This window comes from Niallia sp. Marseille-Q9988 (assembly GCF_976954375.1).
Genome location: NZ_CDRJSZ010000001.1, coordinates 337,894 through 364,891, shown reverse-complemented (window position 1 = coordinate 364,891; position 26,998 = coordinate 337,894). Strand labels below are relative to the sequence as shown.

The following is a 26,998-nucleotide window of genomic DNA, read 5'->3' as shown; positions in this document are numbered from 1 at the left end:
TGCTCCCTTAGAACGGAGGAAAAGAAGTATGTGCGGAATTGTTGGTTATATTGGAAACCAGGATGCGAAAGAGATTTTATTAAAAGGTTTAGAAAAACTTGAATATAGAGGCTATGACTCAGCTGGTATTGCATTAAGCAATGGAGAAGGAGTTCAAGTATTTAAAGAAAAAGGACGAATTGCGGACCTTCGTAATATTGTGGATGAAGAAGTATTCGCACCAGCAGGAATTGGTCATACACGCTGGGCAACACATGGTGTACCAAGCAGATTAAATGCTCACCCACATAAGAGTGCATCAGAGCGTTTCACTATTGTTCATAACGGAGTAATTGAGAACTACGACTTATTAAAGAAAGAATATCTTGCTGATAGTACTTTAAAAAGTGATACAGATACAGAAGTAGTAGTTCAACTCATTGAACATTTTGTAGAAGCAGGAAGCGATGTAAAGGCAGCATTTGTTCAAACATTAAAATTATTAAAAGGGTCTTATGCTTTTGCTTTATTAGATGAGCAAAACAAAGACGTGATATATGTAGCAAAAAATAAAAGCCCGCTATTGATCGGTTTAGGTGAAAGCTTCAATGTCATTGCAAGTGATGCAATGGCTATGCTACAAGTAACAGATCAATATGTGGAATTAGTGGATAAAGAAATTGTTATCGTGACAAAAGACAGTGTAACAATTGAGACTTTAGAGGGAGAAATTATTTCCCGGGAAGCATATACAGCAGAATTAGATGCTAGTGATATCGAAAAGGGAACATACCCTCACTATATGTTAAAAGAAATTGACGAACAGCCAGTAGCTATTCGCAAAATCATTCAGGAATATCAAGATAAGGATGGTAAGCTAACGATTGATCCAGCAATTGTTGAAGCAGTAAATGCTGCAGATCGTCTATATATTGTTGCTGCTGGTACATCTTATCATGCCGGTCTTCTTGGAAAGCAATTTATTGAGAAATTAGCAAAAATTCCAGTTGAGGTTCATGTTGCAAGTGAATTTAGCTATAATATGCCATTGCTTTCGGAAAAACCATTGTTCATTTTCATTACACAAAGTGGAGAAACAGCAGACAGCAGAGCAGTATTAGTACAAGTGAAGGAAATGGGTTATCCAACTCTAACAATCACAAATGTACCAGGCTCCACACTGTCTCGTGAAGCTGACCACACCTTATTATTATATGCTGGTCCTGAAATTGCTGTTGCTTCTACAAAAGCCTATACTTCGCAAATGGCTGTATTATCTATCCTTGCAGAAGTAATGGCGAAAAGCAAAGGCTATGACGTGGATCTTGACCTTATTCATGAACTAGGCATTATTGCAAATGCAATGGAAGTTATTTTTGAAGATAAGGAAGAGCTTGAGGCAATCGCTAAGGAATATCTTGAAACCTCAAGAAATGCATTCTTTATCGGACGTGGAATTGATTACTATGTTGGTTTAGAAGGTGCTCTAAAATTAAAAGAAATCTCTTACATCCAAGCAGAAGGTTTCGCAGGTGGAGAATTAAAGCATGGAACAATCGCTTTAATTGAAGATGGAACTCCTATTATCGCATTAGCAACACAAGAAAGTGTTAACTTAAGCATACGCGGTAATGTAAAAGAGGTAGTGGCTCGTGGAGCAAATCCTTGCATCATTTCTATGAAAGGCTTAGAAATGGATGGCGATCGCTACATTGTACCAGCTGTGCACGACCTGTTAACACCCCTTATCTCTGTAGTACCATTACAATTAATTGCTTACTATGCAGCACTTCATAGAGGCTGTGACGTAGATAAACCACGTAACTTGGCAAAGAGTGTTACGGTGGAGTGATTTGAAATTCTTTGTGATAGGAAAATTAAACCTTGGTACAGTGCAATTGTTACTGTGCCAAGGTTTTTAATTTTTAACAAAATAAATGCAGATTTTCTAGAAAAAAACTCTATTTTGATATGTAGCTGTCTTATTCTTCTTCTCCATGCTAAAAAGTCGGTAGCTACTGTTAAATAGTTGGTATCCAGAGCGGAAGGAAGAGTGAGGAAAAAAGAGCAGGCGAACAATATGTACTCAATCATTTTTCAATCGTAAAATCAATTATATTTCAGGCTGGATCCAATAGTGGTCCAGTCTTTTTGTTTTGTCCAATATCTCCTCAATCCCTTGTCCAGTAGGGGTTCAATCATCCTTGCTCATTCTTTTCTCTCTTCTAATATGTTGTTTTCCTCACTGCATAAACCCGTAGGGTTTCAGTTCTTTTTCGTGTATTTCTCAACGTGTTTTTTCAATCTTTTCTCTTGATTCTTCCCTCCATTATGGAAGAACTTTTTAACATTGTCTGAATATTCGATACGACCCAGAACGGAAAAAAGAGGGCGAAAATGGGGGTTTTGGGGAAGAACAATAAAGCAGAAGAAAGAGTGGGGGAGAGAAGAGGAAAGAGGGATGGGACTTAGAGCCGCAAGGATTTGAGGGGAGTGAGAGGGACGAAACCGACATTTTAGCAGTTGAATATAGTAGAAGGAAGAATAAGACGAGAAAAGGGAAAAGTCATTTGCCAAAAAGTTTTTCTAAATAGAGGTGGTTAAAATACCCAATAATATATTTATTAATGAAGGGTGGTGTGATGTACTTACAAGAACTTATTGAAAAAGTTCACTTAAAGTAACGGGCGGTTTTGTTGAAGGAACATTCATAAAATGGTAGAATAAGGTATTCATTCTTTTTAACAGGCTCCCCCGCTTGTTCAGACGGCACAGGTTCCGTGCTCAGTTGAGCAACTCTCAACAATAAAAGATAAAGGGGTGGTTATTATGAAAGAACTGTTTACAAGCCTTAAAGGGATACAAATCGTTCTGCAAGCAATGACTTTATGTGTAAGTTTTCTAGTCTTTAGTAATGACGTCGTTGAGAGGTCTGTTAAAGAGAATGAATCCATTTAAAAAAGGATCGTCTATGACGGTCTTTTTTTGAAACGATTTATAATTTCTTTCTAAAAAACAATGGTTATTGTACCTATTTGAGAGGGTAACATCTTCATTGGGACACTTTTTGACTATTTTGAACTGTTTTTTGTTCTAGGATAAGAAGAAATGAGGAGGTTTTATGGGTAAGTGTGCATTATGTCAGGAAGAAAGGGAACTAGAAAAAAGCCATATCATCCCAAAATTTGTTTTTAGGTCAATGAAGAGGAATTCGCCAACAGGGAATATGCGAATGGCATCGCAACCAAACAGGGTAATTCAGGACGGTGACAAACAGGCGATGCTGTGTGGGGTCTGTGAAGATAGATTCAGTCCAAATGAAACAATCTTTGCTAATAAAGTTTATCATCCCTATCATTCGGACAATCTCCAAGTGGTGGAATATGAACAATGGCTCAATTACTTTATTATATCCGTCAGTTGGCGAAACCTTTATCTTGATATCGTAGAATTTGTGCGTGACCAAAATATTGATATTATAGATTTAGATACTTTAATTGAAGCGGAAAAAATCATGCGTGAATTCCTTCTTGGAGAACGAAAAGACCTTGGTCACATTGAAAATCATATATTCTTTTTTGGCCCAATTGAGGAAGCGTCTGGGGATACCAGTGAGTTTGATTTACATACTGCCATCGGGGGAAGTGTTGTGGGCTATACTTACATTAGCCATGACCCCGACTCTTCATATGTATTTTTAAATCTTCAGGGAATATTAATTGTCACCATCTTAAAAAAGGCTGTAGAAGAGGTTTGGGAAAATACTTTAGTAGAGGAAAAAGGATTCTTTAATATGGGGGAGCCAAATCATACTGTATCTTCACCAGTGTTTAATGAGCTTTTCGCTGTGGCTAAGGACCTTAGAGAATCGAGAGAGAAAATTTCAGAAAGCCAAAAAGAAAAAATCGTGGAAGCTATAAGGAAAAACCCGGAACGATTCTTAAAAAGTAAAGGATACCAGCGACTTAAAGACGATGAACGAATTAGAAAAAAGTAATTTCTAACTAAGGTCAAAGGTTTTAAAATTTAATATTGGTCATGTGGTCATAGTGAGCTATGACTTATGCCTCTATTACTTTCTACTTCCCCACGCAAAAGGTTGTTCCCACTGTCACATAGTCGGTACCCAACCAGTAAGGAATCACGGAACAGCAGCACACAAATGAGCTATGTATGGAACCATTATCAATCATTAATCAAACATTTGTTTAAAACCAACATCAATACAAATTTAGACTAGACCTAGTAGTAGGTCCAGTCTTTTTTCTGTTCCAAAAGACAAATAACGTTACTAAAAATAATGTTTCCAATCCCAAGGTTCTTTCTAGTTTTGTCTTGCTTGTCTTCGTGATAGAATTGCAGAGTATGGAAAATTGAGAGAATAACTCCAGAACAAATGACTATAAGGTGTTGTCTAGTTTTACAAGCACTAATCTTTGAATTATGAAACGAATGTATCATAAATATTAACACGTCGCTAATATGAAAGAGGGTTCATGGCATGGCTAATAATGGAGAGTCCACAAATGTTGAATTAATTATAGCAAACGCATTAAAGATGCCGGTATGTAGCTGTTTCTTTCTTCTTCCCTCTGCTATATAGTCCTTCCCAACTGCTAAATAGTTGGTATCCGAACAGCATAGGGAGCGGAGAGAGTAGCAGGCAGTCTATTATGTAATCAATCGTTATTCAATCGGTTTTTTCAATCAAAAATCAATCAAAATTCGGGGCGGGTCCAGTAGGACTTCGTCCCTTTTTCTTTTTAACCGAAAAGTTAAAAAGTCGCTCCAATCCTTTGTCGTTACTGGATTCAGTAGGTATCCAATCACATTTTAGTTGTTATCCTTACCACATAAATCCGTAGGATTTCCAATCTCTATTCAGTGTGTTTCCTAACCGTAAGACCGTCCCAAAATGGCTTCGTATTCCGTCTTTTCTCTTGATTCTTCTCTCAGTTCGGTACGAACTTAATAGCATTGTCCGAATATTCTATACAACCCGAACCGAAAAAAGAGGAGAAATAGAGAAAAAAGAGGTATTTGAGGGAAGAACTTTTTAGCAGAAAAAAGAAGGAGGAAAGAGGGCGTGGAGCCTTGGGGGAAAGGGTTTGAGGGGGTAGTAGGGTGGTGGGGGAGGGAACGACTATAAAACTGCTAGATATAGTAGGAGAAAGAAAAGGGATGAATCAAGAAGGGATAGATGCCTTTCATATTTTGCTCAATAGATCTTCGGTTTTCACAAGAAAGCCAAAAGGAATTCAATTATGATCCAATAAATGAGCAATCCCATTCCCGTTCTATCTTCTTGTTGCAAAAAAGGCGGTATATATACGTTTATTTGTTTATTTCTTCTTCCTTATGGTAAAGGAGTTGGTATTTTTGATATTAAATTGGCACATGAAGTAAAAAAGAAGGTGTCCTACTGTTAAATGGGTTGACCCTTTTGCCAAAAAGTAGGTATCTAATGGTTAAAGCTGATACTTTCTTCTTTCCTGCTGAAATAGAGTCGGTATTTGCTGATATTAAATTTGTGCTTGTTGAGATAAAGAAGGTATCCATCTGTTATTATCTTCTTCCTCAATGCTAAAAAGATTGTTCTTATTGTAATGGGGTTGGTCCCTGCTGGTAAAGAGTTCTTCCTTTTGTTATTAAGTTGGTATCGACTGATATAAAGTCTGCACCCAATGGAAAAAGAAGATGTATTTCTATTTTTAACTCCTTACCTTATGTAAAAAGGATGGTTCTTCCTGCTAAATAGTTGGTATCCAAACGGTAAAGGAAGCGGGAAAAGCAGTGGATAGCGGGATTACTAACTATTTTATAGGTGGTCTTTTAGTTTTTAGGGAAATAAAAAGATATCAAATCATTCAAGAGTGTATAATTGCATGTATAAAAATAAGGAGTAAAAAATGAATCTATACGAATTATTTCAAACGTGGGTAAATCATCCGAAAAAAGGAAATGGTAGAAGAAATTTAGACAATACAGATGAATGTTGGAAAAAGGTATTACAAGATATTTGTAAATGGGAGAGCAGTGAAGATAAAAATGATAATGATTTTGCAAAATATCTACTTTATACAGGGAAAATAAGAAGAGTTCATTTAGACCTGAATGAAGTGAATTATAATAATCATTATGTTTCATGGACATCAACTGAAAATCTAGAAGATTTATATTGGTTTAATTCATCGTGTGATCATACAATAATTACAGCAGAAGCAACAAAAGATAATCCAGGAATTAGTATTAAGGGATTTATAGAAGCTATGAAATGTGATAATAAAAATTTTGAATTAAACTCACCGGCTATCAGGGCGGAACAAGAAGTGATTTTTCCATTACAAGAAAAATCAATATTAAGCATTGAAAGAATAAAAAAATTAAAAAGAGATGAAAAATGAGAAAAAGCGGTGGGGACCAGGCGAAATCCGATGGTATTTTCCTTACTAAATAGAATCGGTATCTTATCCTGTGTTTTTCACCAACTTTTTCAGGTTGTAAGAGACGGATGAAGCCTTCTGTAATTTGGTACTTTCGAAGAAGGAACGGAATTTTTTATGGGGACAAATGACATGGACGGCCAGGAAAATTAGAATATACGAAAAAGAAGACCACCCCGAATCGCTCGACCAAAAGCTAAAGGGCGGTCTCTTTTTACTAATCAATGTAATTGAGCAGCCTCTCGCTTCGAGTAAGCTACTAGAGACTACGTGTTAACAGCACGAATCTTTTCTTATTTTACCACAAAATACAATAAAATAGACGTATAAAAAGGAAATGTATATCCAATTTTCCTTAAACAAAAGGTTTCTGGAACCTATTTTTACCCTATTTCTTCCTGCTTCTTATCACCATATTTAACTAACGAAAGAAATTCTCCATTGGAATAACAAAAGACTTTAATCGGTAATAACTTTTTTCTATCATATATCGCTGTCTTTTTCCTCATCCCAATGCTAAAAGTCGGTACCTGCAGTTAAATAGTTTGTTTCCAAACGACAAAGGAAGCGGGAAGAGCAGCGGGCGGTCTATTATGTAACCAATCTTTACTCAATCGGTTTTATTAATCAAAAATCAATATCAATTCGGACTGGATCCAATAGCGGGTTCAATTCTTCTTTTTAACTAAAAAGTTAAAAAGCTCTGTCAATCCTTCTCTTTCAAGTACACTATGAAAAATACTCGTAAAATTCAGTGGAACGTATGAAGTAAATGTGAAAGGGGCTATTGCAATTTCCCTTCTTACTAGGCATATTCAATAATTTAAGCAACTGAGAAAAGCGTGGGCTAATCAGTAGACATCTTAATCCCCTGTTGTGTAATTATTTTGCTCAAGAAGGATTCAGATCCACTACTCCTGACCTTTGACCATAGCCGCCATTTCAAATGTAATCTTACCTTTGGAGACTTGATCCAAGTGCCACCACCATTCTGTTAAAGGTTCATTCGATAGGGAAAAATCATAAGCCTCCTCAAGATGCTTTGACATCCTCTTTGCATTTTCTACTAATTTTAGGTCAGAACAGATTAGCTGTATCCTCTCGTCATTCGTAAGTTCATCTATGACCTTTTCCAATCCACTTCGTATGTGAAGCATATAAACTGATTCAAAAGGACTTATTTCAAAATCGTCTACATAGCTCCCGTACATTTCAATAATTTCACTGTTTTTTAATACCATTTTAACACATCCTTTTGGTAATAAGGTAATTCAGTGTTTCATTGGTTAAATTATACTATGGTGTAATAAGATAGTCATAACACAAACTGTGTTCAAGGTGTGGTTTGCAGCTAGAAGTACAAAAGTTGAACAATGAAGATCTGGAAATTGAAGTGGTTTAATTAATCGGGAGGTGTAAAGATGGACAAACGGGATTATTTAGTAAAGACTTTTTCACGTACTAAAAGGAAAGATTACGAGAATTATATTTTGACTGCTATTTGGCATAAATTAGATGACATGAATCTCAAACCTGTTAGCCAGCAATACGTTAAACGCAAAAATGGAACTCATGCTTTGATGGATCTATATTTCCCGCAACTACACATAGGGGTAGAAGTGGATGAAGCATACCATCAAGGCAATCAAAAAGAAGATAAACTCAGAATGGATGATATAATTTCTGCAGTTAATGAGGAATCTATCAAGGACTTCCAATGCCTTAGAATAGATGCAACCAAATCATTGGAAAAAATAAATGAAAGAATCAGTGAAATTGTAATGGTTATCAAGGATAAGGCTTCAAAGGCTACATTGAGGTGGCAAACATACGAAGAGGAATTACAGGAATTGAAACAACGAAAGCATTTATCAATTTATGATGATGTATCGTTCATGGATATAAAGGATATCGCAAATACTGTATTTGGAAAGAGCTCTAAGAGATATCAACGGAGTTTCTTTAAGGTGAAAAATAAAATGTGGTTATGGTGCCCTAAACTTTCCGTTACTGTAAATGGCGATGCCAGATCAATAGCTGGAGGCTGGCTTAATTTCTTGGCAGAGGATTGGTCATATATTGATGAATCCCATCTGGATGATGCAATTGTTGAGGAAAGAAAAGAAAACTATATGGCGGAGGTTAATTTTGGACGTGAAAGGGCTGTATTTGCAAAATACAGAGATAATCTTGGCTTTAATAGATATAGATTCGTCGGGATTTTCAAGATCCTAGGTGTATCACCCGAAAATGAGAGTTGTATCAGATACGTACGTGTGGCTGATAAGGTGGAAATCGTAAGGTAGCCTGTAACGCTTTACAACGTCTTAGAAGCTCATTTTGAAGGATAATAAAGTATAGAAATTAAAAAATGAGGTGAATACAATGTGTGGACGTTTCACGTTATTTGCTACTTACGAGAATTTAATTAGTAAGTTCGATATTCAGCAAATATTTAATGAAGCGGATTATAAGGGAAGCTATAATATCGCACCCACCCATAGTATCGTTTCTGTTATTAATGATGGAACAAAAAATCGGATGGGTTATTTAAAGTGGGGACTTATCCCTTCATGGGCAAAGGATGAAAAGATGGCATCGAAAATGATTAATGCACGGTCAGAAACGGTTGATGAAAAGCCGAGCTTCAAGAAATCCTTTTATCAAAGACGTTGGATCATTCCAATGAACGCATTTTATGAATGGAAACGTGATGGGAAATTAAAGACACCGACGCTTATAAAAATGAGAGATGATTCCTTGTTTGGAGTTGCCGGCTTATGGGATAGTTGGGTTGCACCAACAGGAGAAAAGGTCAATACGTGTACAATTTTGACTACACCACCAAATGAATTGATGGCAGGAATTCATGATCGTATGCCGGCCATATTATCAAAAGAACATCAAAAAGAATGGCTACACCCACGAAATCAGGATGGGGATCAATTAAAATCTTTATTAGTACCTTTTGTAGCTTCCAAAATGATGATATATGAAGTTTCGAATAAAGTTAATTCACCTAAGAACAATTCAGTAGAACTGATTCAGCGAGTTGTTTAAGTTAATATGTTGCTGTTACTTTTACTTCCACGCCCGAAAATGTCGGTGCCAACTGCTATATCGGTTTGGTTCCCTTTTTTATTTCAATATCCCCACAAAAGTGTTAACATGATGCTATTATTGTAGGTGGAAATTTAATTCGCAATGACAACACTCTTTCGTCTACCAAGGCTTGGTATTTCAACATTTGATGAACGGAGTGTTAACCTTTATAAGACAAATGAAAAGTGTTGTATAGCTCATAGATTTGGCAGGTCATGCCTTCGGAAAACAGATAAGATTAAACGTAAATCATATAGAATTAGATTGTTAAAATATTCCGTATTCACTTGATTGCTGTAAAACCATCGTCTATAATTGGGTTTAATAAATCATTTGGGAAAAGTAGGAATAAAAATGATCCGTAAAATTAAAATACAAAATAATCCAATATATCAAAAAGGCTCGCACTCTAATTAATAGAGGCGGGTCTTTTTTATTGCCTATAGTCACTGGAAGGGGGTGAAGGGGATAACATGGGAAAAGTGAATTACTATTCAATAGGGAACTACAAACAACAGCTAATGAGAAGGAAAAAAGCTCCCACTAAGGAGGCTAAGGAGAGATTTGATAGCTGGTTATGGGATAGTGAGACATTGCGAGTTTTTGTTGACGGGTCTGAATTGCAAGGCTCAGGCGGCATATTTGGATTGGGAGTCGTTTTTGTTGGGCAGGGGCTGACAATTGTGAAATCCAAAAAGCACTATAACCAAGCAATGAGGAAGAGAAGTGTGTATGCCGAAGTAGTAGCAGTTGAATTTGCGTTGATGCTAGTTGAAAAAGTAGTGGGTAAAGAGTTTGACCAACCTTCAAAAGTTCTAATATACAGCGATTGGAATGGGATAGATAGGTTGAAAGAAACAGATATTCTTATAAAAAGAAATCCTACGATAAATACTGTTGCGGAAAAAATAAATGAAAAGAAGTTATTGTTTCTAAAATCCTATCCGACGATTGAATTGGATATTTCATATATGGGAGCAGAATTGAAGAAATTCAACCCGTTTTATAGGGCTTCTCACAATGCAGCCAGAAAAGCAATTGGAATGTAGAGAAGAGACAATAAAAAGACTATGTTAATGAGGGTGAATAAGAATGGGTGTCTATATAGGTTTAGATGTCATGCCAAATAAAATATATCAGGAAGATTGGCAAAGGGTTTTTGAAGAGTCGATGCAGTTGATCCAGGCATATCCATTTGCAACGCTAAAAGAGGAAAATGTTAACGGATTTAAACGGTTTGTCTTGGATCGAGCAGAGGGGCAATATGTTGAAGGATACGGTGGGGAAGGAAGGTATTGGAAGGTAAATGGAGACTTGGATAGCAAGGAAACAGGAGAGGGATTTACTTTATTCTCTAATCTGGATAGATATAGTAGCTTGAAGGAAGAGAGACTGACTGAAGACATCCTTTTAAATTTTGTAAATAAGGACGAGCGGGGAGCTAAAGAGGTATTTTATTCAAAGACCCAAGGAAAAGATTATCACAATTTCATTCTGAGTATCGCTGCGTTGATTGAGAGCCGTTTCCCTAAATCTGCCTGTGTCTATGGTGACATCACAAAAGCTCAGGCTCAAAAGGCAGTGGTTTGGGCAAATACCATATTGGATAAACCGATAGATCCGCCCGTTAGAGTTAACCCATCTAAGCTATTAGAACGTTTAAATGTAATTGATAACGAAGAAAAACGACTTGAGGCTTTATATAATCTATCCATTGGCGACAGTGAGGAAGTGGATGGCCATATTGCTAAAAATTTCAATATGGATACAGTTCGAAATTATTTTGCGAAAAAATTGCAGGGGTTTGAAAGTGCGGCCCAACTTGGGGCTGAGTTAATCATCATCAGGTATCTAAATGCAGGACTTCCTTTAGAAAATTTAATTGATATATGTTGCTTTGATAACAATGGCCCACAGTTTGGTTCTATTGAGTTTGTAAAAGCCATCTGTTCCTCGTGGGTATTTATAGAGCCAGAAATAAGAGAAAATATGAATGCTACTATAAGGCCGTCAGATCTTCCTGACACCGTAGAATCACAATTTGGAAGCATGTTTCTAGATATGGGCTTCATGGGCAGAAAAAACAGGAGGTATATTCCAAAAAACGAGATTTTATTGATTCTCAAAGAGAAATTTCAAGATGTAAGCGGATTGGAAGAGGTTGTGATTAAACAATATCAAAAGATCGTTGATATGCTCGAGAAAAAAGGAGCAAAGTTAAAAGTAATTGAGGAGGAATACAAGGTTAAAGTGGATTTGAATTTAATCGACTCTTTAGATGAGCTGGTGTTTTGGGATAATAGCTACTCGATAAGTGATAGTCTAATAAGGGCAATGACAACTATCAAAGATGCAGTTGAAGAAGGTATTGCTAAAAGGACCAATTTGATGCAGATCATAGGGGAAGCAGAGGAAGAAGGTCAATTAATCAAAGTATTGAGTAAATTAATGCAGGAAAATCAGAATCTAGTATTAACTAGACCTGCATGGGACTGGATTGAAAATGCGACCAATGATGTCAAAAAACAAATGGTGGTAATGCTCCTGTCTTTTGAAAGTAACGGTGAGCTACGGAAGCTGTATAAAGCATTATTCGAAAATAAAGGTTTGTTTTATAAGTATATGATATGAAGTAACGAAGATTTTGGTATTTGTTTAAGGAAGAATAATGAATTTATTTAAAGGGAGAGGTTAGTGTGTGGTTATTAATTGTGTCCATTATTGCCATTCTGATCATTACTTTATTAGGTACATTTTCTGCGACAATTATTTTGAGATCGAAAAGAAGGGAGTAAACCCCTAGTCAAGTGTTTATTTGGGTAAAAAGGCAGCGGTTAGAATAAGTGGGCAAACTTTGTTTTACCCAAAGCATAAACATCTATTAAATTAGACAATCGACGAAAATGATTGCTTTTTTAGACAATAGGAGAGATAGAATGTGAAGATATACGGAGGAAGGGCAGGTTATAATTCAGTAACCTTTACTGGAGAAAAGTATCATGTTGTAGCCCGATTTAAGGAAGGGAAAATCACAACAGAAACGAGACGAAAAAATAGAGATAAGAAAATAACGATTATTCTTTCGAAGATACCTTTTGTTCGATCCTTCTCTATGTTATTTGATCTAATAATTGAATACTGGAGGCGGTTTTTAGCTATGGTAATAGTCTTGTTTTTGATGGAGCTTTTATTCAACGAAAGATCAAATTCAATTTTTTTATATACCATACCAATTAACAGCCTAGAGATGTTGCTTTTCTTTCTAGTTTTATATTGTTTAATCATAAAATCAACATCAATAGGGCAGTACCACGCTGCAGAGCACCAGATAGCAAATGCTTTTGAGAGAGATCCAAATTTAACGTTAGAAAAAGTAAAGAAGCAGCCGAGAACCCATAATGACTGCGGGACAAATCTTGTTATCTCCTTTTTCATCTGTTATGTTTTACTATTTATGATATTTGGTGATAGTGCTTGGGTTCTTTTGGTTTCTTGGATTATTGGATACGAGGTATGGAGGAATGAGCCAAAAGTAATTTGGAATTTAATATTGATAATTGGAAAAGGTGCACAATATCTCCTTTTCACTTCAAAACCCAAAGAAAAACATTTAATTGTGGCAATGGAGGCAATTACAAGATTGGAAGAGAAAGAATTAGCAAATAAAAAGTAACTTCCTGAACGTGGGCAAACACTAAAAGGTTAAGAGTGATGAAAATAAACTCATACTACAGTAAGTTTGAAAGGAGTGATAATTACCATGGATGATGAAAAGAAAAGAGATCCAGAAAGAATAAAGGTTATGCTGGATCTAATACGAGAAATATGGAAATCAAATCCAGATATGCGTTTCTTTCAGTTAATAGATTTATTTCAACATGAATATTCGTCTAAAAATAATGGCTTTGGAAAGCGGGTAGGATTTGAACTAGATTCTAAGAAATATGAGGTTCCCCTCACATATATAGATCTTTTTTTCCTCGAAGACAAAGAATTAGAGGTGTTCTTACAGGATTATATTAATGAACATGGAAAGTAGGAGATGTTACTAGACGGTAAAGGAAAAAACCAGATGTAAAGGAGTACAATTATGGATATAGGAGATAAAGAATACGAACTTATTCAACATTTCAATAATGTTACTCTGGAAGTAATGTTGAATGAATTATCAGATGTTACTGGTCCTTCAAAAGATGACTATGAAGCCTTGGAACACGTAAGCAAATATGGTCTTCCTAAAGGAGTTTTAAATGTTTTGATTTACTATTCCATGGTGGTTTTTGACACTAAAATGTCCAAAAGTTTCATGGGGAAAATAGCAATTGACTGGGCAAGAAAGAAGATTAAAACACCTATGGAAGCCATGGAAATATCAAAATCGCATCATGAGAAATATCGAGAATGGGCAAAGGTTTCTGAAAAGGAAGATAGGGAGGCTAAACAATCTTCACAATTAAATAAAATTGAAAGTACAAGATTAAAAGCAATAGAACTTGCTGCGAGTAGCCCGAGTATGAGCGACGACGATTTGGGGAAATTCGTTAGGGACCTGTTTAAGTCATAGTTTTAGAGATGTAATGGGTTATGTACCAGTAGAGTGATTCAAGATAGACTTGAAAATTTATAGATAATGATAAAGGGAGGATAATCAATGGATGATTCCTTATTCCAAGCGGTGTATATGAACGATTTAGACACAGTTAAGAAGTTACTTGGTGAACAAAATGTTGATGTTAATGAAACGGATCAGCTCGGGCGAACCCTATTACAAATTGCTTGTTATTTCGGATTTTACGAGGTTTGCAAAAAGCTCCTTGAAAAGGGAGCGAAGATTGATGAAGATTGCTTCCGAAGAGCTGAAAATAGTTGGAGTGAATTTCAACATGATGAAGTAATTGAATTGTTACATGAATGGCAGAATAGATAATTGAAGCCCCTGATTTTTAATTTTCAGGGGTCTTTTTAGGTTGGTAGGTTCTGATGAAATCCAGTAGACATTTGCTGTAGATTTCTCTGAGGCGAATGTGCAAGAATTTGCTTGAATACAAGTCAGAGAATTCCTTATAGATGCCCTCATTTACCTGAATGGTTTTAGTGATTGTTTTGCTGTTCGGATCATAAATCTCTGGTTCCAGAATCAACTGATCCTCATAAGAGTGCAATAGTTGCTTTAACTTTTCAAGATGTTCAGCAACAAACTGTAGTGTTTCCTCAGCCTTGACTTCGTTTGAACCTGATTGGAGAATTTTTTTGTATTCTTCAATGGGTAGAATCCGGTCATATTGCTTGCTAATTTTGTTGTACTGGTATGAAGAGTTGTTTCTCATGATTTTCGAGAAGGTAGATTCTGAAAAGCCTAATTTAGAAGCCACATTTTTTAAATGGTCCACCTCCTCTTCCTTTAGCATCTTATTTGCTACTTCTACTTTTTCTAATGCGGATAAATCCATGAATTCTTGTGTATCCATAATGATTCCCCCTTTAAATTTGTGTCTATTTATACTAGATTACTGGTTGAAAAATATTCTATTTCCTTAGAAAAAAAGTAGTTTTATTTTAGTAGTAAATGACTGAGCTAGTGCTTAGTATATAAGGTCTTATAACAAAACAGGAACTGATTTTATTATCAGTTAGTAAATAGGAGGACATGGTAATGGAGAAAAAGGACAATTTAGAAATTATTGATCGGATTGAAAATCACTTTGGTGATTTTATTGAGCAGCTAAAGGTAGAGCGAGGATACAGTCTAAAGCATATCGCTGATAAAACAAACCTTTCACCAAGTTTCGTTTTTAGGTTAATTAAAGGCTATAGAGGCTGTGAAATGACTACAAAGTTGAACATACTTGTCAATGGTTTTGGATTAGTTGAATTAGCTGAGGATTACGTTAAACAGGTATTACAAAACAAAGAAGCACTAAAAAAGATTCCAGATTAATTGTAGGAGTAGCTACTGAATTTATTTTCAGTAGCTTTTTTACTTGTTGTGACAGATTGCTATTTTAAAAAGCATAATAATAGAAATCCATAACGTCTACATTGGGACTGATTGGAGTACATAATATGAGTCGTATAAAATGGTACTTCGAAGATTAAGTTTTTGGAAGCATTTAAAGTCTGTATTTAGGCCTATCTGAGTACAAAATGAGGATGAATTTAGAAAAGCAATTAATAATCGACAGTTGGAATTGAGTTCCAGGTTGAATAAGACTAAAATAAGAGGTAAGTAAGAAAATTGCAAGAGGTGAACCCTGTGGAACTAAAAATGTTTTATCGTACACAGAGAGATTTGGCTGTTGATTTGAACAAGCTAGTGGATTCCTACTGGCAAGAAGAGATTAAAGAGAATGAGCTAATAAATGGAATTAAAAATCTTTATGAACATAATCAAGAAAAACTAATAAAGGACAATGAGTTCACAAAAGTAGTCCAGCAGCAATGTGGTAAAAGACGTTTGGTTGTAGTGGAAAAGGTATTGGAAATAAGTAGGTAAAAAGTCTTGTCTGAAAGGTTTGGTTGTATGACAATGGAATTAGAATATTCTTCGAGTTTAAATGGAGCATCCTTTTTACTTTTTGAGCTAAAACAGGTTATAAAATTGAAACAACAGGGCTTAGCCAAGGATGAAATTAGAAAAAAAGTAAAGGAAGAAAATCTGTTTCAATTTAATAATCAAGGGAGAATCAATAGAGCACTACCTTCCGTTATGAAAAGGGCAGAAGCTATTGATGAAACTCTTGCTGCTTTAATGGTAGAAGGTTCCATTGAAACGGGAAAAGCCCTTAATCTGTATGCCATTATGAAGACTGATTTGCTGTTCTTTGAATTCATGGATGAGGTAATAGGGGAAAAGCTACATAATAATGATTATCTAATAGAAAAGAAGGACATCAATCTCTTCTTCACCTCTAAGGCGGAGCAAAGTGAAAAGGTAGCCAGTTGGAGCGATATTAATGTTGAAAAGTTAAAAAGAGCTTACATGCAAGTATTGTATGAAAGCGGAATGTTAAGAACCAGAAAAGGTAAAGAGTTAGACAGGCTAATTATTGATGAACAGATAAAAAATCATCTCACTCAAATTGGTGATGCTCGTTATATACGTGCAATGGGTGAGTAGGGGGTGAATATGTGGCAAATTTGAATGCAAGACTGGATCAGATTATACCGAAAATTAAAGAGGATAAATTCATAGAGGGACGTGGCCTGGGTAATGAAATTAGCTTTTACGTATTTGACTACGAGCCACAAGATGAACTTGTGGTAAGAGATTATATTGAGCATATTAAGAAAGAATTTGGTTATGAAGGATCTAACCGGAGAATTATTGAGTTTGATTTATATAAAATGCTGCTAGAAATTACAAAAGATAAAAGGATCTTCGAACGGATTTTTGAAATGGAAGAACGTCAAGGAAAAGACCAATTGTTTAAAGCGATGACGACTTTTGCTAAGCCAGAAGTGTTTCTAAGAAAAATTAAAGAACAAATGGGAGACTATAATGTGGTGTTCCTCACTGGAATAGGAAAGGTTTATCCATTCGTTCGTTCCCACAATATTTTAAATAACTTGCAAGAAGTGTTGGACAATGTACCAGTTATCATGTTTTTTCCTGGAAAATATGATGGGCAATCATTACAATTGTTTGGAAAATTTAAGGATGATAATTATTACCGGGCTTTCCGATTAGTCGATTAAAAGGGATAGGGGGAATTTAGATGATTATTAAAGATATGTTTCAAAAAGACATTGAACGTGATATTCGTGGAGTCATTAAAGTAGCTCAACAAGATGAAGAAAATATTTTTCAGGAATTGGACGAGTATGTCGTTACCCGTGAGCTGCAAAAACACCTTTCAAAGTTTTATGAGAACTATCAAAAAGGGATTAATGGTGTAACAGATAAGATGGGTGTTTGGATTTCTGGATTCTTTGGTTCTGGTAAATCACACTTTCTGAAGATACTAGCCTATTTGCTAGAAAATAAAGAAATCAATGGAAAACAAGCAATTGACTTCTTTCAAGATAAAGTGCAGGATCCACTTGTTTATGCGAATATGCAACGTACTGCCGATGTAGAAACAGAAACTATTCTGTTCAATATTGATTCCAAGGGTTCACTTGACAATAAATCCAAGGAAGACGCTATTTTGAGAGTCTTCATGAAGGTATTTTATGAGCATCGTGGCTATTACGGAGATATACCTGGTGTGGCTGAAATGGAGAAGTACCTGGATAAACAGGGAGTCTATGAGGCGTTTAAAGCGGAATTTAAGTCATTAGCTGGTGAAGCATGGGAAGAACGTCGTAATAGTTTTTACTTTGATGCGGACTTTGTCATTGGTGCCTTAACGAAAGTAACCGATATGACGGAAGAATCTGCTCGGAATTGGTTTGAAAATGGTGTAAATAATTTCGAAATTAGTATTGAAAAGTTTGCCAAAGACGTAAATGAGTACATCAATAGTAAGGGGAAAAACTTCCACCTTATCTTCCTCGTGGATGAGATCGGCCAATACATCGGTGATAACCGTAGTTTGATGTTGAATTTGCAGACAGTGGCTGAAGACCTTGGAACCCACTGTAAGGGTAAGGTCTGGATTATGGTTACTTCTCAAGAGAGTATTGATAGCATAATTAAAGTCAAAGGTGATGACTTCTCCCGTATCCAAGGGCGATTCGATACAAGACTCTCTCTATCATCCATCTCGGTTGATGAAGTTATCAAAAAACGTATCCTATTGAAAAAGGACTTTGCTAATGACAAATTGAAGGTTCTTTATCCTGAAAAAAGTGCTATTTTAAAGAACTTAATTAGTTTCCGAGAAAGCACAGCGGATTTACGTGGGTTTGACAATGAACAGGAATTTGCAGATGTGTATCCTTTTATGCCTTATCAATTTAAGTTGTTACAAAACGTTTTTGAGCAAGTAAGAAAACATGGCTCTTCTGGTAAGCATTTATCTGAAGGGGAACGCTCCATGTTATCGGCATTTAAAGAAGCTGGTCTTCAATATAAGAATGCTGAAGAAGGTACACTTATACCTTTCTATGCCTTCTATGACACGATAAAGGAATTTTTGAATCCATCCATTTCAAGAGTTATCGAAGGTGCTTATGAAAATCCAGCCCTAAAAGATGATGATTTTAACATTGATCTGTTAAAGGTTCTATTCATGATTAAATATGTAAAAGAACTGCCAGCAAATCTCGATAATATTGCTACGCTAATGGTTACTCATATTGATGAGGATAAGTTACAGCTTAAAGAGAAAATTAAAGTTTCTTTGCGTAAGCTAATTTCCCAAACGTTGGTACAGAAAAATGGGGATAATTTTATCTTTTTAACAGATGACGAACAAGACATTAACAGGGAAATTAAATCTCTAAATATTGATGAAGACATCGTTAAGCGGGAGTTAGCAAACTATATTTTCCAAGACCTATATGATGAAAAGCGTTTCCGTTACAACAGTGAATACTCATTTACCTACAATCAGAAAATGGATGAGAAAAACTATGGAAACCAAACATCCAATATAGGAATGCAAATTCTTTCTCCATTATCAGACCATTACCAGAAGTCTGAGCAAGAATTAATGATGATGACTTCAGGTAACGGGGAAATGATCATTAAACTTGGTGGCAATGAGGCTTATATCGAGGAAATCGGAGAAGCATTGCGGATTGAGGAATTCCGTAAGAAAACGAATATTACGCAACTTCCTGAAAACATTCAAAACATCTTGAATAATAAACAAGCGGAAGTTCGTGAACGTAGAAGAAGGGTTCGTGAGCTTTTAGAGGATGCAATTAAAGATAGTGCCTTCTTTATTAATGGGGATAAAGTAGAAATTAAAGGATCAACTGTTCGTGAGAAAATAAATGCTGCTTTTACAATGCTAGTCGATAATGTTTACACAAAACTAAGTTATGTAAAGGAACACTTAGATAATGAACGAGCTCTAATTTCAATCCTTGCTTCAAACGATGAACAATTGTCATTTGAAGAAACTTTGAAGGTAAATCCTAATGACTTGGCTAAACGGGAAGTGTCTGATTTTATCAGCTTACAAGACGATTTGAAAAAACAAGTAAGAGTAAAAATTTTATTTGATCGTTTTGCGGACAAACCATATGGTTGGAAAACGCTTGATATAGCAGGAATGATTGCACATTTATTAAAAGAACAACGTATTCGGATTCGTTATAATGCAGAATACTTAGAACCTGAAGATAATGTGAATGCACTTGTAACGATTTTTACTAAGACACAGGAAGCCGACAAAGCTATTGTAGTGAAGAGGGTAAAAGTTGATGAAAAACTAATTAAAACAGCTAAAAGTATTTGTAAAGATGTTTTTAATAAAACAGATTTAGCTGATGATGAAGATGGACTATTGAAGGACATTCGTCTACTTGTTGAAAAACAGATAGACGAAATTAAGGGATATAAAGCCCGTTATGAAGGTAGAAAGTATCCTGGTATGAGTTTGCTCGATAAAGGATTAGAATACTTTGAGCAGTTCCATAGTGGCTTAGATAATGTATCTTATTTCAATAAGTTAAAGGAATTAGAAGACGACTTACTTGATTGGGAAGAGGATATTGTCTATGTCAAAAGTTTCTTCGGTACTGATCAGAAGAAAATTTTTGATGATGGATTGGCGGCCATACGAAAATATGATGAAAGTAAATCCTATTTGGTCGGTGCAGAGGTAGAAGGAATTATTAATAATCTACAGTCCATTCTTCAGGATTCTATACCTTACAAAAAGATAAAGGACATTCCTGAGCTTATTCATGCAATGGATGAACAGATTAATGCTGTTCTTAATGAGAAAAGGGAAAATGCTCACAAAAAGTTAAAAGATGATAGTGATTACTTATCATTATTGACATCACAATACGGTGTATCCAATGAAACGAAAGAACGAGTAAATCAATACTATCAAGAACTTAATGCAAATGTAGATGCTTTTACTGATATTTATAAAGTTGATGCAACAGTTTCTCAAAGCACCAGCTTCAAAGAAAAAATGGAAAGGTATATCGAGCGGGAAATTGCCGAATGGAAACATAAAAAGGAAGAAGAACAAAGAAAACGTCCTGATGGTGAAGTAGTTGATCCTCCTGTATCGCCTGTTGAGCCGACCATTCAAAAGCAACCGGTAAAGGTAACAAAATTAGTTAATGTTAAAACATTAACTACTGAAGATGATGTTGATAAGTACATCAATGCTTTGTCCAATAAGCTAAAACAGATTATTAAGGAAAATAAACAAATTGAGTTTGTAGAGTAATTGAGGTGAATGGAATGAATAAAACTGCACTCAAGACTTTTGCTACGAATGCACGAAGAGAGCTGTTGAAAAAGGTCGAAGCAAGAGCAATGAAGATAGGAATTACGGAAGACAACATAAAAAAAGCGGACATTGAAAGCTCAGATGCCATCTTTATAGATGGCAGACAGCTTTTAAAGGAAGAAAAGACTCAAAGAGATAGATTAATTGAGCGTATTAATCAAATTGGATTAAAGCGAGTAATGGAGGAAGTTGCTTATACTTGGTTTAACCGTTTCACCGCTTTACGCTTTATGGAGGTAAATGATTATTTACCAACCAAAGTAAGGGTGCTTTCATCTACTAATGCTGGTAGTACAGAGCCAGACATGATGAAAGAAGCACTTTCGTTAGATTTAGATTTGGACAAGGAATATATCTATGAGCTAAAAATGAACAATAACTCAGAGGAATTGTTCAAATATCTTATTATTAAGCATTGTAATGACTTAAATAGTTATATGCCATTTATGTTCGAAACTATTGAGGACTATAGAGAAATTCTATTTCCAGAGGGGCTACTTGCAACTGATTCTTTTGTTCGCCAAATGACTAATACTGAGGTTATTCCTGAGAATAATTGGAGTAAGGTTGAAGTCATTGGTTGGTTGTATCAATACTATATTTCTGACGAGAAAGATAGGGTAATTAAAGCTAAAAAGAAGTACAAAACAGAGGAAATACCTTTTGCTACACAACTTTTTACACCTGATTGGATAGTACACTATATGGTACAGAATTCATTAGGTCGTTATTGGCTTGAATCGCATCCTGAACATAGAGATCTTTTAGGAAATTGGGAATTTTACCTTGAAAACCAGAATCCTGAACCAGATTTTGCGGACAAACTTGCTCCTTATATCAATAAAGAGCTTAAAGTAGAAGACATTAAGTGTTTTGATCCTGCAATGGGTAGTGGACATATCCTTGTATATATGTTTGATGTCTTATATGAAATATATAGTAAATGTGGATATATGGAGAGAGAAATCCCAAGATTAATTATAGAAAATAATCTCTATGGCTTAGATATTGATGATCGAGCATATCAACTTGCATGTTTCTCTGTTGTTATGAAAGCATTAGAGTACAATAACCGATTCTTTAGAAGTATTGAAAGAGAAGGTTTAGAATTGCACTTAGCTTCTATTCAAGAAACAAATGATTTTCATATTGAAGAGATATCATATATAGCAGGAGAAGATAGTGGAGAAAGTTATGAAAAGACAGAGAGTTTCATATATCAATTTAAAAATGCCAAGTCTATTGGATCGTTAATAAAAACAAAAGAATTTGATATGAATTACTTTGAAGAAAGACTAAGACAAATACAGGAAAGTCCTGTACAAGACCTTTTTCAAGAAGAGGTTAGAAAGAAAACGTATGAATTATTACCAAAGTTAATAAAGCAGGCCAAAATAATGAACGAAAAATTCGATATATTAGTATCCAATCCACCTTATGTTGGAAATAGATATATGAATAAAGAGTTGGTTGATTATGCTGAATTGGAATATAAAGATTCAAAAGCCGATCTTTTTTCAATGTTTATTGAATACAGTTTTTCAATGACAAAAGAGAATGGTCAAATTGGCTTCATGACTCCCTTTGTGGTGATGTTTATATCTTCTTATGAGAAGTTAAGAAGTATGATAATAGATAATAAAAATATAAGTAGTTTAGTGCAATTAGAATATTCTGGATTTGAAGAAGCTACTGTTCCAATATGTACATTTACGCTCAGAAATTATAATATCCCAATTTTTGGTGAATTTATAAAACTTTCAGATTTCCCAGGGGCAATAAACCAGCCCATAAAAGTTAAAGAGGCGATAGCAAATCCTAATGTTCCTTATAGATACTCTACATTAACATCGGTGTTTAAGGAGATACCAGGTTATCCACTTTCCTACTGGGCAACGGAAAGAGTAAGAGACATCTTCAATCAAGAAGTTAGATTAAGTGAAATTGCTGAACCGAAGACAGGGATACAAACAGGTAACAATACTATTTTTTTAAGATATTGGTTTGAAGTTCCTCTAAATAAAATTGGATTTAACATGACTGAATTCGCAGATATTAATAAGTATGGTTATAAATGGTTCCCTTATAACAAAGGTGGCGAGTTCAGAAAATGGTATGGTAATAATGAGTATGTAATAAATATGGAAAATGAAGGGGATGCCATAAAAAACCTTGGAAATAGTAATTATAGATTACGTGAACCAAGACTTTATTTTAAAGAATCAATTACTTGGTCTTTTATTAGTTCATCTAAATTTGGTGTGCGTTTTTCTCCAAGGGGATTTTTATTCGATGTTGCAGGTTCTTCGGTATTTCCTGAAACGGAAGATAAGTATTATTTAACAGCTTTTCTTTGTAGCAAATTAACATTTGAATTTTTAAAATTGCAAAATCCTACATTAAATTTCCAAGTTGAAAATATTTCAAAACTTCCTGTGATTCTTAATGAAAATGACGATATTAGAAAAGAAATTGATGAATTGAGTAAAGAATGTATCAATTTATCAAAATCTGACTGGGACTCTTATGAAAATTCGTGGGAATTCAGGAGACATCCTTTGATATCAGATAGAAATATATCCATAGAAGAAAACTATAAAAACTGGGAAAAACTGAAGGAAGAGCAATTTACCAAATTAAAGTTAAATGAGGAAAAAGTAAATGAAATATTTATTGATATATATTCCTTAAATGAAGAAATGAGCCCCCAAGTAGATGATAAAGATGTAACGGTAAGGTTAGCAGATAAAGAAAGAGAAATAATATCGTTTATCTCCTATGCCGTTGGTTGTATTTTAGGCAGATATTCTTTAGATGAAGAAGGCCTAATATTCGCAGGAGGGGACTTTAATTCTGCCAGATACTCCACTTTAAAGGCAGATAAGGATAATATACTTCCAATTCTCCCTGGTGCATATTTTGAAGATGATATCGTGTCAAGATTTATTGAATTTGTAAAAGTTACTTTTGGAGAGGATTCTTTAATTGAAAACCTTGAATTTATTGGAAATACACTTGGTAAGAAAAAAGGTGAAGTAGCTAAAGAAACAATAAGACGATATTTTCTAAATGACTTCTTTAAGGACCATGTACAGAATTATAATAAACGGCCGATTTATTGGTTATTTACTTCTGGTAAACAAAAGGCGTTTAACTGTTTAATTTATATGCACCGTTATGATAAAACAACGTTATCTCGTATTCGTACTGACTATTTGCATGAATATCAAATCCGCCTTGATGCTGAGAAGAAGGATTTGTTGAGCATTATTGAAGGTGATTACACTGCTAAGGAAATTAGTAATGCTAAAAAGGAATTAAAAACGTTAGACAAGAAGATTGAAGAGTTAAAAGAGTATGATGAATTGTTGCATCATATGGCAGATATGCAAATTGAAATAAATTTAGATGATGGAGTTAAAGAAAATTATGAAAAATTTGAAGGACTGGTTGCAAAAATCTAATTAACTTTAACGAGGATACATTGGCGTTTTGCTGATGTATCTTTGCACTATAATGATAATGGAAGGTAGGTGAAGGGAATGAAAATAAATCAGATTGAGGCTGCTTTATCTGATATATTCAATGAGCCATTAAAAGAAGGGGAACAACGGAAAATTGTGTTCTGGGTTGATAAAGATAATGAGTTCACTGAGGACATTGAACAGCTCACCGTTGATAAAGTAAAGGTTCATACGCTTACAGACCGTAACCAGTTTCAGACGAAATATTTGCTTGAAGAAGAAGATTCTAAGTCTCCATACTTGATATATACAAATATAGAATTGGGTGTGGAAGACAACTGGTTAGCAGATACTGTTTTTTATTCAAAAACGTTCTATGCAGATCGAATTTCACTTATTTTAAGTGAGTTGAATATAGACCCATCACTTCGAGCGACAATCAAAAAGTATGAACGTTTCTTTAATAATAAGGAGCGTTTCAGAAAGTTCTCTGCACTAAATATAGAAACATATTCAGAAGGTATCATTGAACAATCAATTATGAGTGTTTTATGTAACGTTAGAACACCGGATTTTGAAGAAGTTTTAAAGGCTGTACTAATGGATACTCTGGATGACAAGGAGAATAAACTCCTTTCCCTTTTGGAGAAGTTTTTTGATATTGAAGTGTTCTGGAATTATGTTTCTAATCACTATGGTTATGAACGGGAGAAGAAGAGTCTAAAAACATTATTCATCCATCTTGTAGTAACGGCATTCAGTCAATCGGTTGGAGAAGAAAATCTAAATGTGCTTGGTGATTTTATATCCAATCGAAATAAAACGAATGCAGTTGTGTTTATTGACCATTGGATGCACCATAAGACTGATTATATGGTATTTGATGAATATGCGAAGATGGCTGAACAGGAAATTCAACTTTCGAACATAATTAATAATCTTCCAATTGAAACTTTTAAACAGGCGGATACTTTTCCATATGTCGACCGAGCAATCATCATTTACATAGCTAATGGATTGGTTACACAACTTGAGGATTATGATGAATACACGAAACTCATCAAATTGAGACGAGCAAAGCATTATTATGATAACTTTGCTTCCATATATGAAGCACTTTACTACACTGTGAAGATACACGAGTTTTATAAAGAGCATCAGCAAGGTATTCCACAGGGACGGGCTATTGATTTGTATCAAGCGTATGTAAATGATTATCACTTAATGGATACATATTACCGTAAGTTTTATGTGGCTTATGATGAAGAAAGTAATCATGATCTATTGAAAAAGTTAAAAATGCTGGTAGAAAATCTATATACAAACTGGTATATGGGTGAGTTGAGTTCACATTGGTCCCAAGCGGTTGAGTCTGAAATGACACAGGACTGGTCATTACCTGGTATCAAAAATCAGCAACACTTTTATTCTTCATTCATTGACTCTAAAGTTAGAAATGGGGAACGAGTTTTTGTTATTGTTTCAGATGCGATGCGTTATGAAATAGGTGTTGAGCTGGCCGATCGTCTTAATACCGAGACAATGGGTGTTTGTGATGTGGAAACATTACTTGGAGTAGTACCTTCTATTACAAAGCTAGGGATGCCTTCACTCCTACCACACAAAGAAATAGACATAGATACAAATGCAAGGGTATTTGTTGATGGAAAAGATTCCTCTGGTTTGGAAAATCGGAAAAAGATTATTGAATCTAAAGTGGCAGAAAGCATTGCTGTTCATTTTCAAGATGTACTAGCAATGAATAAAGCCGGAAGAAGAGAAACCTTTAAGGGTAAAAAACTCATATACATCTATCATGATACGATTGATGCAATGGGAGATAAGGCATCAACAGAAGTCTATACATTTAATGCAGTAGAAACCTCATTAAATCAATTGTATGATTTAGTTAAAATTATTCGGGATGATTTAAGTGGAACGAATGTATATATAACGGCTGACCATGGTTTCCTTTATCAAAGGGATGAATTAGAAGAAAGCGATAAGATTGGACAAGATTCAATAGATAATATTGAAGTTAAACGTCGCTATATACTTTCACAAGAGCAGCGTGAAGTGTCAGGACAATTGGCTATAAATCTGTCATCTGTTATAAAAAATGAACAGCAATTAACAGCGTATTTGCCAAAGGCAACGCTCAGATACAAAATGCAAGGATCAGGTATTAATTTTGTTCATGGTGGTGCAAGTCTGCAAGAGATTGTTATCCCACTATTAACGTTTAAAAACAAACGTACTGGGCAAAAAGGTGCTAAGGCCATTAAAAAAGTAGATATTAAACTTACGAATACTACTCGTAAGATAACCAATAGCATTTTTAATCTTGAATTTTTCCAAACCGAAAAGGTGGAGGACAAGACAACTCCTCGAACTGTAGTCATCTATATGGCTGATGAGGAAGGAAGAGTAATATCTAACGAGGAAACAATTATAGGAGATCGCCCATTTGATAATCCTGCTGATCGTACTTTCAAAATAAGGTTTGTATTGAAGAACATTCCTTATGATCGAAATAAAACGTATTACCTGACTATTAGGGATACAGAGACAAGTGTTGAAGTGGAGAAAATACCGTTTAACATCAACTTGGGTATTATCAGTGATTTCGACTTTTAAGAGGGAGGGG

General features: G+C 35.0%; 23 protein-coding genes. 20 read left to right on the top strand and 3 right to left on the bottom strand.

Going from position 1 to position 26,998, the window contains the following annotated elements; genetic code table 11:
- The first annotated feature begins 28 nt into the window (after positions 1–28).
- The 5 genes from glmS (at position 29) to ACWNMZ_RS01745 (ending at position 6,383) form a co-directional block, all read left to right on the top strand.
- On the top strand, positions 29–1,831 hold the full coding sequence (glmS, locus tag ACWNMZ_RS01765; protein ID WP_109769474.1) for a glutamine--fructose-6-phosphate transaminase (isomerizing): 1,803 nt from the start codon (positions 29–31) through the stop codon (positions 1,829–1,831).
- A gap of 977 nt (positions 1,832–2,808) precedes the next feature.
- A complete protein-coding gene (locus tag ACWNMZ_RS01760) occupies positions 2,809–2,937 on the top strand; it encodes a hypothetical protein (protein ID WP_285846545.1) in 129 nt (42 codons plus the stop codon).
- 274 nt (positions 2,938–3,211) lie between these two features.
- A complete protein-coding gene (locus ACWNMZ_RS01755; protein WP_251628790.1) occupies positions 3,212–3,976 on the top strand; it encodes a hypothetical protein in 765 nt (254 codons plus the stop codon).
- Positions 3,977–5,106: 1,130 nt separating this feature from the next.
- Complete coding sequence (locus tag ACWNMZ_RS01750; RefSeq protein ID WP_449598263.1) at positions 5,107–5,247, top strand: hypothetical protein; 141 nt, start codon at positions 5,107–5,109, stop codon at positions 5,245–5,247.
- A gap of 641 nt (positions 5,248–5,888) precedes the next feature.
- Positions 5,889–6,383, top strand: coding sequence for a hypothetical protein (locus ACWNMZ_RS01745; protein ID WP_251628792.1), 495 nt, complete (start codon positions 5,889–5,891; stop codon positions 6,381–6,383).
- A gap of 422 nt (positions 6,384–6,805) precedes the next feature.
- Here the strand turns inward: ACWNMZ_RS01745 and ACWNMZ_RS01740 are convergent, their stop codons facing one another.
- Both ACWNMZ_RS01740 and ACWNMZ_RS01735 read right to left on the bottom strand, forming a co-directional pair.
- Positions 6,806–6,931, bottom strand: a complete 126-nt coding sequence (locus ACWNMZ_RS01740) for a hypothetical protein (RefSeq protein ID WP_449598262.1) — start codon at positions 6,929–6,931, stop codon at positions 6,806–6,808.
- A gap of 402 nt (positions 6,932–7,333) precedes the next feature.
- On the bottom strand, positions 7,334–7,663 hold the full coding sequence (locus tag ACWNMZ_RS01735) for a hypothetical protein (protein ID WP_251628794.1): 330 nt from the start codon (positions 7,661–7,663) through the stop codon (positions 7,334–7,336).
- Between the two features lie 180 nt (positions 7,664–7,843).
- Between ACWNMZ_RS01735 and ACWNMZ_RS01730 the strand changes: the two genes are divergently transcribed.
- The 8 genes from ACWNMZ_RS01730 to ACWNMZ_RS01695 all read left to right on the top strand — a co-directional run bounded on the left by ACWNMZ_RS01730 (position 7,844) and on the right by ACWNMZ_RS01695 (position 14,451).
- Positions 7,844–8,728, top strand: coding sequence for an AbaSI family restriction endonuclease (locus tag ACWNMZ_RS01730; RefSeq protein WP_251628795.1), 885 nt, complete (start codon positions 7,844–7,846; stop codon positions 8,726–8,728).
- A 79-nt stretch (positions 8,729–8,807) separates the two neighbouring features.
- The gene (locus ACWNMZ_RS01725; protein ID WP_251628838.1) at positions 8,808–9,482 is read left to right on the top strand and encodes an SOS response-associated peptidase; all 675 of its coding nucleotides are present in this window, start codon (positions 8,808–8,810) and stop codon (positions 9,480–9,482) included.
- Between the two features lie 515 nt (positions 9,483–9,997).
- Positions 9,998–10,573 (top strand): ribonuclease H family protein, encoded by a 576-nt coding sequence (locus ACWNMZ_RS01720; RefSeq protein ID WP_251628796.1) that lies wholly within the window; start codon positions 9,998–10,000, stop codon positions 10,571–10,573.
- Positions 10,574–10,616: 43 nt separating this feature from the next.
- Positions 10,617–12,155 carry a hypothetical protein gene (locus ACWNMZ_RS01715; RefSeq protein ID WP_251628797.1) on the top strand — a complete coding sequence of 513 codons (1,539 nt, stop codon included), beginning with the start codon at positions 10,617–10,619 and terminating at the stop codon, positions 12,153–12,155.
- Positions 12,156–12,462: 307 nt separating this feature from the next.
- Entirely contained in the window at positions 12,463–13,197 is a 735-nt protein-coding gene (locus tag ACWNMZ_RS01710) for a DUF1385 domain-containing protein (protein ID WP_251628799.1), read from the top strand.
- A gap of 87 nt (positions 13,198–13,284) precedes the next feature.
- Complete coding sequence (locus tag ACWNMZ_RS01705) at positions 13,285–13,563, top strand: hypothetical protein (protein WP_251628801.1); 279 nt, start codon at positions 13,285–13,287, stop codon at positions 13,561–13,563.
- 51 nt (positions 13,564–13,614) lie between these two features.
- Positions 13,615–14,088 (top strand): DnaD domain protein, encoded by a 474-nt coding sequence (locus tag ACWNMZ_RS01700; RefSeq protein ID WP_251628804.1) that lies wholly within the window; start codon positions 13,615–13,617, stop codon positions 14,086–14,088.
- An 87-nt stretch (positions 14,089–14,175) separates the two neighbouring features.
- A complete protein-coding gene (locus tag ACWNMZ_RS01695) occupies positions 14,176–14,451 on the top strand; it encodes an ankyrin repeat domain-containing protein (RefSeq protein WP_251628807.1) in 276 nt (91 codons plus the stop codon).
- Between the two features lie 16 nt (positions 14,452–14,467).
- On the opposite strand, the gene ACWNMZ_RS01690 is transcribed toward ACWNMZ_RS01695, so the two are convergent.
- A complete protein-coding gene (locus tag ACWNMZ_RS01690; RefSeq protein WP_251628809.1) occupies positions 14,468–14,992 on the bottom strand; it encodes a hypothetical protein in 525 nt (174 codons plus the stop codon).
- Between the two features lie 185 nt (positions 14,993–15,177).
- On the opposite strand from ACWNMZ_RS01690, the gene ACWNMZ_RS01685 reads away from it, so the two are divergent.
- The 7 genes from ACWNMZ_RS01685 to pglZ all read left to right on the top strand — a co-directional run bounded on the left by ACWNMZ_RS01685 (position 15,178) and on the right by pglZ (position 26,988).
- A complete protein-coding gene (locus tag ACWNMZ_RS01685; protein ID WP_251628810.1) occupies positions 15,178–15,462 on the top strand; it encodes a hypothetical protein in 285 nt (94 codons plus the stop codon).
- A gap of 315 nt (positions 15,463–15,777) precedes the next feature.
- Entirely contained in the window at positions 15,778–16,017 is a 240-nt protein-coding gene (locus ACWNMZ_RS01680) for a TIGR04540 family protein (protein WP_251628812.1), read from the top strand.
- Between the two features lie 6 nt (positions 16,018–16,023).
- Positions 16,024–16,641: a DUF1819 family protein gene (locus ACWNMZ_RS01675; protein ID WP_311298227.1), complete on the top strand. Its 618-nt coding sequence runs from the start codon at positions 16,024–16,026 to the stop codon at positions 16,639–16,641.
- Between the two features lie 11 nt (positions 16,642–16,652).
- Complete coding sequence (locus ACWNMZ_RS01670; protein WP_251628814.1) at positions 16,653–17,219, top strand: DUF1788 domain-containing protein; 567 nt, start codon at positions 16,653–16,655, stop codon at positions 17,217–17,219.
- Between the two features lie 20 nt (positions 17,220–17,239).
- Positions 17,240–20,824 carry a BREX system P-loop protein BrxC gene (gene brxC, locus ACWNMZ_RS01665; RefSeq protein ID WP_251628816.1) on the top strand — a complete coding sequence of 1,195 codons (3,585 nt, stop codon included), beginning with the start codon at positions 17,240–17,242 and terminating at the stop codon, positions 20,822–20,824.
- A 14-nt stretch (positions 20,825–20,838) separates the two neighbouring features.
- Positions 20,839–24,351, top strand: coding sequence for a BREX-1 system adenine-specific DNA-methyltransferase PglX (gene pglX / locus ACWNMZ_RS01660; protein ID WP_349204952.1), 3,513 nt, complete (start codon positions 20,839–20,841; stop codon positions 24,349–24,351).
- Positions 24,352–24,429: 78 nt separating this feature from the next.
- Positions 24,430–26,988 carry a BREX-1 system phosphatase PglZ type A gene (pglZ, locus tag ACWNMZ_RS01655; RefSeq protein ID WP_251628817.1) on the top strand — a complete coding sequence of 853 codons (2,559 nt, stop codon included), beginning with the start codon at positions 24,430–24,432 and terminating at the stop codon, positions 26,986–26,988.
- Positions 26,989–26,998 lie beyond the last annotated feature (10 nt).